The sequence below is a fragment of the Kitasatospora sp. NPDC127060 genome (genome assembly GCF_042724935.1).
Lineage (GTDB): Bacteria > Actinomycetota > Actinomycetes > Streptomycetales > Streptomycetaceae > Kitasatospora.
On sequence record NZ_JBHXEG010000089.1, the window covers coordinates 24,979 to 34,984 of the forward strand.

The 10,006-nt window shown below is 70.5% G+C and carries 8 protein-coding genes; 7 read left to right on the top strand and 1 reads right to left on the bottom strand.

The genetic code is table 11. From position 1 onward, the window contains the following. Nucleotides 1–132 precede the first annotated feature (132 nt). Nucleotides 133–354, top strand: a complete 222-nt coding sequence (locus ACFWIS_RS34145) for a KTSC domain-containing protein (RefSeq protein ID WP_380463615.1) — start codon at nt 133–135, stop codon at nt 352–354. A gap of 54 nt (nt 355–408) precedes the next feature. On the opposite strand, the gene ACFWIS_RS34150 is transcribed toward ACFWIS_RS34145, so the two are convergent. Then, the gene (locus tag ACFWIS_RS34150) at nt 409–1,050 is read right to left on the bottom strand and encodes an HhH-GPD-type base excision DNA repair protein (protein WP_380463617.1); all 642 of its coding nucleotides are present in this window, start codon (nt 1,048–1,050) and stop codon (nt 409–411) included. Nucleotides 1,051–1,356: 306 nt separating this feature from the next. On the opposite strand from ACFWIS_RS34150, the gene ACFWIS_RS34155 reads away from it, so the two are divergent. From ACFWIS_RS34155 to ACFWIS_RS34180, 6 genes are all read left to right on the top strand, one after another. Then, nucleotides 1,357–1,704 (top strand): DoxX family protein, encoded by a 348-nt coding sequence (locus ACFWIS_RS34155; protein WP_380463619.1) that lies wholly within the window; start codon nt 1,357–1,359, stop codon nt 1,702–1,704. A gap of 269 nt (nt 1,705–1,973) precedes the next feature. After that, the gene (locus ACFWIS_RS34160) at nt 1,974–3,320 is read left to right on the top strand and encodes a helix-turn-helix domain-containing protein (RefSeq protein ID WP_380463621.1); all 1,347 of its coding nucleotides are present in this window, start codon (nt 1,974–1,976) and stop codon (nt 3,318–3,320) included. A 67-nt stretch (nt 3,321–3,387) separates the two neighbouring features. Further along, nucleotides 3,388–4,167, top strand: a complete 780-nt coding sequence (locus tag ACFWIS_RS34165) for a toll/interleukin-1 receptor domain-containing protein (RefSeq protein ID WP_380463623.1) — start codon at nt 3,388–3,390, stop codon at nt 4,165–4,167. Beyond that, on the top strand, nt 4,164–6,098 hold the full coding sequence (locus tag ACFWIS_RS34170; RefSeq protein WP_380463625.1) for a hypothetical protein: 1,935 nt from the start codon (nt 4,164–4,166) through the stop codon (nt 6,096–6,098). Before ACFWIS_RS34165 ends, ACFWIS_RS34170 begins: the two co-directional genes overlap by 4 nt. Further along, complete coding sequence (locus ACFWIS_RS34175) at nt 6,095–7,321, top strand: hypothetical protein (protein ID WP_380463627.1); 1,227 nt, start codon at nt 6,095–6,097, stop codon at nt 7,319–7,321. Before ACFWIS_RS34170 ends, ACFWIS_RS34175 begins: the two co-directional genes overlap by 4 nt. Nucleotides 7,322–7,544: 223 nt before the next feature. After that, nucleotides 7,545–9,944 carry a germacradienol/geosmin synthase gene (locus ACFWIS_RS34180; RefSeq protein WP_380463629.1) on the top strand — a complete coding sequence of 800 codons (2,400 nt, stop codon included), beginning with the start codon at nt 7,545–7,547 and terminating at the stop codon, nt 9,942–9,944. The last annotated feature ends 62 nt before the right edge of the window (nt 9,945–10,006 follow it).

Sequence of the window (10,006 nt, forward strand, 5' to 3'; positions counted from 1 at the left end):
TCTATATAAACACACATTTCTGGGGGGCTTTTTTTTTTTTTTTTTTGTGGGGGGGGGGGGGGGGCCCGCGGGGGGGGGGGGGGGGGGGGGGCGCCCCCCCCCCCCCCCCCCACGCCGCACACTGGGAGGGTCATGGACCGTACGGTGGTGGACTCCTCGGTGCTGCGCTCGGTCGGGTACGACCCGCGGGCGCGGGTGCTGGAGCTGGAGTTCACCGGCGGGCGGACGTACCGGTACGCGGACGTACCGGCCCGGGTGCACCGGGAGTTGCTCGCGGCGGAGAGCCACGGGCGGTACTTCCTCCGTGCGGTGCGCGGGCGGTACGCCTACGCGGTGGTGCCGGGCCGCCGGTAGTCGCTGCCCTCCGGCCGCTGCCGTCCGCCCCCCGTCGGCGTGCCGGCGGTGGGGTCAACGGGCGCCGGTGAGGCCCGCGGTGGTGGTGCGGATGGTGGTGCGGGGCTTGGCGGCGGCCTTGGCCTCCTTCGCCGCTTGCTTCATCTCCTGCTTGAACTCCCTTACCAGGGTGAGGGATTCAGGGCCGGTGATGTCGGCGACCGAGCGGTGCGCGCCCTCCTCGCCGTACGCGCCGGCCGCCTCGCGCCAGCCCTCCGGGCGCACCCCGTACTGCTTGCCGAGCAGCGCCAGGAAGATCTGCGACTTCTGCTTGCCGAAGCCGGGAAGGGCGTTGAGGCGGCTGAGCAGTTCCTTGCCGGTGCGGGCGTCCTTCCACAGCGCGGCGGCATCGCCCTCGTACTGGGCGACGAGGAACTGGCACAGCTGCTGCACCCGTTTGGCCATCGCCGCCGGGTAGCGGTGCACGGCCGGCTTCGCGGAGAGCAGGGCGACGAACTCCTCCGGGTTGTAGGTGGCGATCTCGTGGGCGTCGAGGTCCTTGCGGCCGAGGCGTTGGGCGATGGTCAGCGGGCCGGTGAACGCCCATTCCATCGGTACCTGCTGGTCGAGCAGCATGCCGACGAGCGCGGCGAGCGCGCTCCGTCCGAGCAGTTCGTCGGCCTCGGGCTGCTGGGCGAGCCGGACGGTGACGTTCATGGGTGTGCCCTCCTCGGAGTTGACGTCGGGTTGGCGCCCAGTCTGGATGACGCGGCGTGGACGGACACCGTCAACACGCCCGTAGCTGGGGAAGTCTTGGTGTTCCAACCCTTGCGAGAGCTGCTTTGTTCGTTGGCGGAGCGGTTGTTGGGGGTTTTCCGGAGGTGTCGCGGAAACATTTTTGTCCGCGGCTGTCACATCCGTCGCGTGCGCCGGGTCAGTGCTGTGTCCGACCGGATCAGACCGGCTCGGACCGGATCGGATCGACCGGATCGACCCGACCAGCCATCGAACGGGGAGCCTCCAATGTCCGTCGCCCACATCGTCGTCACCGTCCTCGGCGCCCTCATGGTCGGCTTCTCGGCGTACTCCGTCTTCGCCGGCGCCGACTACGTCGTCGGGCCCCTCGCCGAGTACGGCGTCCCGCGCGCCTGGTGGACCTGGCTCGGCGTCGCCAAGGCCGCCGGCGCCGTCGGCCTGCTGGCCGGCCTCGCCGTCCCGGCCATCGGCTACGCGGCCGCCGTCGGCATCGTCCTCTACTTCCTCGGCGCCGTCATCACGGTGGCCCGCGCCCGCGCCTACGCCCACATCCCCTTCCCGCTGATCTACCTGGCCCCGGCCGCCGCCTCCCTCGCCCTGGGCCTCGCGGCCTGACCCGGGCCGCAGCGCCACCGGGGCGGACCACCGACGGGTGGTCCGCCCCGTCGGCGTTGCGGGGTGAAGTTCGTTCGAGTGCATGGACATATCGCCAACTCGTTTTGTTCGCATGGCCATTCGAGTCGAAAAGAGGAAACGGGAAACCCGCCGAACCCCGTTTCACCGGCTCGGTCGCATGCCAATATTCAGGCGGAAGCGAGGGGTGACCGCTTCCGGCCCACGACGCAGCAGACGCATGGGCGGTCGGTTCCAGAGCGGGGGTTGGCATGAGCGCATCCAGAAAGTCGTTCGGCGAGTTCGGCCCGGAACTCCGCCGCCGGCGGATCGCCGCCGGGCTCACCCTCACCCGGCTCGCCGAACTGCTCAGTTACAGCAAGGGCCACCTCAGCAAGATCGAACGAGGGCAGAAGGCACCACCGCCCGAACTCGCCCGACGCTGCGACGTCCAGCTGGTGGCCGGGGGCGAACTGGAACGGCTCATCGAGCCCACGGAACCGCGCCGCCGGCGCGGGACTCCCATCGGCGCGGACGAGCAGGGCCGGGAGCCGCTCGTCCGCGTCGACCGCGACGGCATCCGCTGGTCCGGCGGGCTCGGACGGCGACAACTGCTCGCCGCGGGAGCCACCACCCTGCTCGGCGGTGGCCTCTCGGTCGGCGGTCCGACACCGGCCGCACCGCCGGTCGCACCGCCAGTCGTTTCCCCGAAGGGCCCGGCGGCTGTCCTGGGGGCCACCCCGGTCGAGGTCTTCCTGGCCCAGTTCGACCAGATGCGGCAGCTCGGCCAGACCACCGACCCCGGCGTGCTCCTGCCGTTGCTCACCGTCCAGACCCACACCCTGCGCGAACTCGCCGTCCACGCGGACGCGACGAACCGCGGCCGACTTCTGGTGCTCGCCGCCAGGTACGCCGAGTACGCGGGCTGGATGGCCCAGGAAGCCGGCGACGACCCTTCGGCCCTGTGGTGGACCGCCCAGGCCGTAGAGCTCGCCCAAGCCGGAGGCGAAGCCGACCTGGCCTCGTACGCGCTGGTCAGGCGGGCTCTGGTGACCTTCTACGCGGGTGACGCGGCCCAGACCGTCCAACTGGTGCAACCTGCCCAGGGCGGACACCTGCCACCACGGATCCGCGGCCTCGCCGCCCAGCGAGAAGCTCAGGGCCACGCCCTCGCCGGGGACCGCGACGCCTGCCTGCGCAGCCTCGACCGTGCCCGGGAGCTGCTGGCCCTCGCCGGTGCCGAGGACCGCGGCGGGCCCGTCCTCGGCACCACCAGCCTGGCCGACCCGGCCGCCGTCGTGAGCGGCTGGTGCCTCCATGACCTCGGCCGTCCCCGGGAGGCCGCCGAGGTGCTCGACCGCGAGTACCCGAAGATCCAGGCGCACGCAGTCCGCAGCCGCGCCCGGTACGGCCTCCGGCGTGCACTCGCCCACGCGGGCGCGGGCGAACCGGAACACGCCTGCGAACTCGCCGCGGAACTCCTGCCGAGCGTCCCCGCACTTCACTCGGCCACCATCCGCTCCGACGTCCAGCGGCTCGCCCGCGAACTGCACCGTTTCCGGGCCGCCCGCCCCGTACAGGAGCTCCAGCCCCTGCTCGCCAGGGCGCTGCACCCCTGACCGGACCGGGAACCCGGCCGCCGCCCGAACCCCACTTAACCCTCACTCACCGGAGAGGTGATCCGCCATGCCCGAAATCTTCGTCAACTACCGCACCAACGACGAGGACAGCACCGCCACCCTGATCGAGCGCGAGCTCTCCCGGCGCTTCGGCACCGAGCGGGTGTTCCGTGCCAGCAAGTCGATCAAGGCCGGCGGGCGCTTCCCACAGGAGCTGCTGACCGCCGTCCGCCGCTGTGGTGTGCTGATCGCCGTCATCGGTCCGCGCTGGGCCGACGCCCGGACGGCAGACGGGCAGCGCGCGCTCGACGACCCGGCGGACTGGACCCGACGGGAGATCGTCGAAGCCTTCGAGACCGGTGCCCTGGTCATCCCGGTACTCGTCGGCCGAGCGACCCGGCTCGACCGGCACGGCCTCCCGCCGGCGATCGCCGAACTGGCCGACTGCCAGTACCGCCGCTTCGACAACCGCGACGCGGACTCCGGCCTGCGGCGCCTCGGCGACGACCTCGCCGAAGCGATGCCCCAACTCGCGGCGGCGGACCGGAAGATGGCGAGGGAAGGCGGTGTCACTGAGACCCACAACGAGATCGACCGGGTGAACGGCAGCGTGGTTCAGGCCCGGGACTACCGGCACGACCAGAGCGGAGGCATCGGTGACGTGGGGCGGGACGTCGGGACGTTCATCAACAACGCCAGCGGTCACGTGAACACCGGCAGCGGGTCGCAGAACATCACCGTTCGGAACAGCGGGGTGGAGTTCCACGGCGACGGCAGCAACTACGTGGAACGCGGGACGGTGAACAACAACTTCGGCGAACGGAGCGACCGCGAGGAGCGGCGGTGACCGACATCCGGAACGAGGCCCGGGTCGGAGCGGCAAGCGGGTACGTCAACACCGGCAGCGGTGACCAGATCATCATCGCTGTTGCCGATACCGGCTGGGGGCGAAGGCCGAAGTCGGACCCGCGGTCGGTGGCCCTGGAGCAGCGGCTGGAGCTCAGTGCGCGGTTCGTCCCGCCACCGGGATTCGGACAGCTGCAGGACGGCCTCGCCGAACCGGGTCGGGTGGCGTTGGTAACGGGGCCGCCCGGCAGCGGGCGTCGCACGGCCGCCGTGATGGCGCTGCACAGAGTTGCGGGCAGGGACCGGGAGGTGAGCGAGATCCCGTTCTCCGACAAGCCGGAGGACCGTCCCGACCTGGCCAAAGGCGACTTTTGGCTGCTGGACCTGTCGTCGATCGCACCGGACTCCCGGTCGGAGGCCTGGCAGTTGCTCGGCGAGTTGTGGAGCCGGGCCCAGAGCTTGAAAGTCCGGCTTGCGGCGGTACTTCCTGCGGCGATCGACGATCTGGACCTGTCCCAGTTCCATCCGATCATGAAGGATGTCGGCCGGCCCCGCGCGATGGCGGTGCTGCGCAGCCATCTCGATGCGGAGGGCGTGCCGTACGACCCCCTGGAACTCCGGCGGTTCAAGCACATCGACGAGCTTGCCGTGATGGCGATGCGGGAGATCCAGAGGCTTGCGCGGCTAACCGGGAAGGCGCGCGGGGCGGGCGGCGGAGAAGGAACGCTCGGCTGGCTGCACAGCGCGTTCACCGCCATGAGCGAGCGGGGCGGCCAGGTGGCAAAGAAGGTGGCGGAACTCGGCTCAGGGCGGAAGAGAGCGCTGCTCCTGGCCACCGCCATGCTTGAAGGGGCCCGCCCCGAGGCGCTGTCCCGCCAGGCCGAGGCGTTACTCAAGCGGGTCGGGCACACCCCTGATGAGAAGCCGGACTTCGAGCGGGCCGACTTGGCCGAGCGGTTGAAGGAAGTGTCGGCGAAGGTGGGTGACGACGGACGTATCTGTTTCGAGGAGCTGTCGTACGGCGCAGCGGTCAGGTCACACTTCTGGACTTACTTTCCCGAGTTCAGAGGGCAGTTCAGCGCCTGGGCGGCAGAGGCGGTTCAGTCCCAGAGTGGGTACCTCGGCCCGCAGGATCGGACTGGGTTCCTCCGCCGCTTCACCGAGCAGAGCCTGCGTACCGGGGAGATCGACGTGCTGCAGCGACTCGCCGGCAAATGGGCGGCGGAGCCGACCTTGGGGAACGAGGCGCAGACGATCCTCGAACAGGGCGTCATGCACGAGCAGCACGGATCGGCATTTCGTGGGTGGATCTACGACCAGGCCACCAAGGGAGACGTGGGCCCCGCCACGGCGCGGGTCCTCGTCCGGGTCTGCTCGGAAGTGATGGCTTCGAGCCACCCTGAGCAGGCGCTGGTTCGACTGCATCACCTGGCACGACGGGCTTTGGAGGCCCGACGCCCACTGCTTGAACTGACCCTGTCGGATCCTCGGTTGTATCTGAAGCTGCTCGGCCGGGTCTGCGAAGGCATGGAGAGACAGGAGCCCCGGCCGGAGGACGCCGAGATCTTCCTCGCGTTGGTGGAGTCGCCTCCCACATGGGTGCCGCGGCCGGAGGTGGTGCGCGGTTGGCGAAGCGTGCCGGTGGTGGCGACGCAGGAGGTGTGGGCCAGCGGTGTCAGAGCATGGCTGTCGGCGGCACGGCGGGAGCGGGACGGGGGCGAGCGGTTGATGGCGATGCTCATCGACGCCTCCGAGGGTGGGGTCGGATTGCTCAGCCGCTACTACCTGTTGGCGCTCAGCTGGGCGGCCGAGTCGGACGAGTCTCCGGGGTTGCCGAGCCGGGCCGATGTCGCGGAGCGCTTCTGCCAGGAGATCGACCGCAAGCAGGGGATCGAGCCCCTGGTAGGGATGGCCGAGGGGAGCGAGTTGTGAAAGGCACCGGAAAGCTTCCGATGGTGGGGCTGGCCCTTGCCGCAGGGGTGGCGACTGTGGTGCTCGGAGTGTCGGCGCGGTGGCCGATCTGGCTCTGGGCGGTGCCGGCCCTGGTCGCCGTAGTCCTGGCTGTTCTGCTGGCGTCGGCGCGGGCACCGAGCCCGTACGGGCCAGCGGAGCCGGAGCCCGATCCGGAACCGCTCCCGGAGTCGCAGCCGCAGCCGGAACCGGAGGAACTCCCCTGGAAGGAGACGAGGGTCGTCGATGTGCCGTTGCCGAGCGGAGCACCGGACTACGACTTCCTCTTCTCGGCGACTGTGTGGTGGCGCCATCTCCCGAACACGACCGGATTGGTTCACGCCGATCCCGCCAGTCTCGCGGTCGGAACGGTCCTGGCTCGCGCGCAGGAGGTGACCGCGCGAGAAGACCCTGGGCGGCCCGATCTGGTGATGCACCGGCTGAACGGTTGGTTGGGGACTCAGAGCTGCGACTCATCGGGGCTGGTGGAAGCCATGGGCGGGCGAGTCGAGCTCAGGCTTTCGGAGGACGACCGGGCCCGGTTGGGCAAGCTCTCGGAGGTGCGCAAGACCGAGGTGGTCTGGGAACACGAGCGGCGGTACGAACAGAACAGGAGGGCCTACCTCGGTGACGACGTCCTGAGCTCGCCCGGCAGTGCGGTCGTCTGGTGGTTGGCCAGGCATGACGACAAGATCAGGGAAGCCGTCGACATGATCGGTCCGCTTGCGCAGCTCGCGGCGGCGGCCAACGACGAGGCAGTGGACAGCCTGTACGAGCACCTGACTCCGAGGCCGAAGCCACAAGGGGTACCGTTCCTGGACGACGTTGCACCCAGGCGGCGGGCCGACGACAAGGGCGACGACGAGGACCCCACGGGCTCGGCTGGGCCCGAAGGGCCTGGTGGGCCGCACGGTCCGAGGCCGGGACCGCCAGTGGTCGGGCCGCTGAACCAACTGCTGGACGACGTCGATCTGGAACAGAGGTCTCCCGAGCGGGAGGTTTACGCACACCGGGTGGCGAAGCTCACCGATGCGATCGGGCGGCCGGATCAGGCCAGGCTGATTCGCGAGAGCCTGCGGGCGGCTCCGGAGGCCGCGCTTGGCGGACAGCCGAACGCGAGTGGGGCAGGTACACGCTTCACCAAGTCCGACGGGTTGCTGAACGGATTCGCCGCGGACGGAAGGCCTCCCGCTATGGAGGGCTAGATGGTGCCTGGGACGCACCCGGGCCTACGCCCATACCTCCTTCGGCGCCGTGGCGGGGTGAAGTCTGCTCCTCAGTAGGTGGGTTGGTGGTGGGTGTCCGGGTTCGGACGGGGGTTCGGGTGGGTGGGGTCATCTCATATGACTGTTGGTGTTGTGGGGGTGTGGGGGGATGGAGGCGCGTCATTCTGGTCACAAACGACGCGTCCAGAAAGGCCTGCTCGCCGTGACCCAGCCGTTCGAACTGCCGTCCTTCTACGTGCCGCACCCGGCGCGGCTCAATCCGCATCTGGAGGAGGCGCGGGCCCATTCCTCGGGCTGGGCACGGGAGATGGGGATGTTGGAGGGGTCGGGGATCTGGGACCAGGCCGATCTGGACGCGCATGACTACGGGCTGCTCTGCGCCTACACCCACCCCGACGCCTCCGCCGAGGTGCTGTCGCTGGTCACCGACTGGTACGTGTGGGTGTTCTTCTTCGACGACCACTTCCTGGACATGTACAAGCGCACCAACGACCGGGTGGCCGGCAAGGCGCACCTGGACCGGCTGCGCCTGTTCATGCCCGCCGATCCGGCGACGCCGGTGCCCGAGCCGGAGAACCCGGTCGAGGCCGGGCTGGCCGACCTGTGGCGGCGGACGGTGCCGGCGATGGGGGAGGACTGGCGGATCCGGTTCGCGGAGAGCACCCGGAACCTGCTGGACGAGTCGCTGTGGGAGCTCGCCAACATCGACGCCGGCCGGGTCGCCAATCCGGTGGAGTACATCGAGATGCGGCGCAAGGTCGGCGGCGCGCCGTGGTCCGCGCAGCTGGTGGAGTTCGCGGCCGGGGCCGAGGTGCCGAGGGAGGTGTCCGGTTCGCGGGCGCTGCGGGTGCTGATGGACGCCTTCTCCGATGCCGTGCACCTGCGCAACGACATCTTCTCGTACCAGCGCGAGGTCGAGGACGAGGGCGAACTGAGCAACGGAATCCTGGTGTTGGAGCGTTTCCTGGAGTGCTCCACCCAGGAGGCCGCCGAGTCGGTCAACGACCTGCTCACCTCGCGGCTGCAGCAGTTCGAGAACACCGTGTTCACCGAACTGCCGGTGCTGTTCGAGGAGACCGGGCTCGATCCGGCGGGCCGGGCCCGGGTGATGGCGTACGTGAAGGGGCTGCAGGACTGGCAGTCCGGCGGGCACGAGTGGCACATGCGGTCCAGCCGGTACATGAACGGCGGTGGTGCGGCGGCTGGTTCGGCCGGTGCGGTGCCGCCGGGGACGGGCGGTGCCGGGCTGGCCGGGCACTCGGGACTTCCGGGGATGCCGGGACTTCCGGGCCCGTCCGGGGCCGGCAACTGGTGGGACCGGTACGCGATCGGCGGGATCGGGACCTCGGCGCTGGACATCCTGCGCAAGGGTGCTGAGACCGCCGGGGCACCGGCCGTACGGCGGGCGCGCGCCCACGGGCACGTACCGTTCCAGCCCGTCGGGCCGTCCCAACTGCCTGAGTTCCGCCTGCCGTTCGCGCTCACCCTGAGCCCGCACCTGGACGGCGCGCGGGAGCGGGTGGTCGAGTGGGCCGAGCGGGTGGGGCTGCTGGACGCTCACCCCGACGTGCCCGGATCCGGTCTCTGGGACGCCGAGTCGATGCGCGACTACGACCTCGCGCTCTGTGCGGCCGGCCTCCATCCGGACGCCACCGCCGAGCAACTCGACATCGCCTCGGCCTGGTTGGCCTGGGGCACCTGGGCCGACGACTACTACCCGGTGGTCTTCGGCCGCACCCGCGACCTGGCCGGCGCCAAGGCCGCCAACGCGCGGCTGTCACTGTTCATGCCGCTGGACGGCACCCCCGCACCCGAGTCCGCCCACCCGCTGGAGCGCTCCCTCGCCGACATCTGGGAGCGCACCGCCGGCCCGATGACCGTCGAGGCCCGGGGCCGACTGCGGGAGGCGATCGAGGTGATGACGGCGAGCTGGATCTGGGAGCTCGCCAACCAGATCCAGAACCGCGTCCCGGACCCGGTGGACTACCTGGAGATGCGCCGCTCCACCTTCGGCTCCGAGCTCACCACGCTGCTCGCCCGCCTCGGCCACGGCCGGACGGTACCGGAGGAGGTCTACCGGCACGGCTCGATGCGCGCGCTGGAGAACTCGGCGATGGACTACGGCTGCATGATCAACGACCTGATCTCGTACCAGAAGGAGGTCGAGTACGAGGGCGAGCTGCACAACATCGTGCTGGTGGTGCAGAACTTCTTCGACTGCGACTACCCGTCGGCGGTCCGGATCGTCGACGACCTGATGCACTCGCGGCTGGAGCAGTTCCAGCACGTCGCGGAGAAGGAACTCCCGGTGCTGTACGAGGACTTCGGGCTGACCGCGGAGGCCCGGGGGCTGCTCGGCGGGTACGTGGTGGAGCTGGAGAACTGGCTCGCCGGCGTGCTGAACTGGCACCGGGAGTGCCGCCGGTACCGTACGGCGGACCTGGAGCGGCACTTCGGCGCCGAACGGGACCTCGCGGGCGCGGTCCGGGCCCGGGCCTCGGCGGTGGTCGAGGCGGCCGGAGCCGCCGTGCCGATCGGTCCGACCGGCCTGGGCACCAGCTCGCTGCGCCCGCCGTGGGCCGGCGCCGTACCGGCGAACTGACCGGGCGCCCCTCGGCCCCCGAAGCCCCTCCGGCCCCCGGCGCACCCGCGCGGTTCAGCCCG

Bases quoted from the DNA above. Each gene is read 5' to 3' on its own strand.
- ACFWIS_RS34145 (WP_380463615.1), top strand. From the start codon at position 133: ATGGACCGTACGGTGGTGGACTCCTCGGTGCTGCGCTCGGTCGGGTAC.
- ACFWIS_RS34150 (WP_380463617.1), bottom strand. From the start codon at position 1,050: ATGAACGTCACCGTCCGGCTCGCCCAGCAGCCCGAGGCCGACGAACTG.
- ACFWIS_RS34155 (WP_380463619.1), top strand. From the start codon at position 1,357: ATGTCCGTCGCCCACATCGTCGTCACCGTCCTCGGCGCCCTCATGGTC.
- ACFWIS_RS34160 (WP_380463621.1), top strand. From the start codon at position 1,974: ATGAGCGCATCCAGAAAGTCGTTCGGCGAGTTCGGCCCGGAACTCCGC.
- ACFWIS_RS34165 (WP_380463623.1), top strand. From the start codon at position 3,388: ATGCCCGAAATCTTCGTCAACTACCGCACCAACGACGAGGACAGCACC.